Genomic DNA, 285 nt, shown 5'->3' with positions numbered 1-285 from the left:
CCGCGCCCGACGTCATGCCCCAAGCGTAGTGGCCGGCAGTACATGGCGGAAGACGCAGCATCTGCACTTCATCCATGCATGAAACGCCATGTATTGCAGCCGGCGGTGCTAAGGTTCGGCCATGAGCACCCCCGATCTGAACCTCCTCATCACCCTTGATGTGCTGCTCGCCGAGGGCAGCGTGGCCGGCGCCGCCCGGCGGCTGCGCCTCAGCCCGTCGGCCATGAGCCGCGCTCTGGCCCGCCTGCGCGAGACCACCGGCGATCCGCTGCTGGTGCGCGAGAA

At 68.1% G+C, this 285-nt stretch carries 1 protein-coding gene; it reads left to right on the top strand.

Going from position 1 to position 285, the window contains the following annotated elements:
* Positions 1–121 precede the first annotated feature (121 nt).
* On the top strand, positions 122–285 hold a 164-nt coding region (locus QQK25_RS23475), incomplete at its 3' end, for a LysR family transcriptional regulator (RefSeq protein WP_284190121.1).

It is taken from the genome of Zoogloea oryzae, from assembly GCF_030161255.1.
Classification (GTDB): domain Bacteria; phylum Pseudomonadota; class Gammaproteobacteria; order Burkholderiales; family Rhodocyclaceae; genus Zoogloea; species Zoogloea oryzae.
Note: the sequence above shows the minus strand (reverse complement) of the source record. Positions and strands in the feature narration are given on the sequence as shown.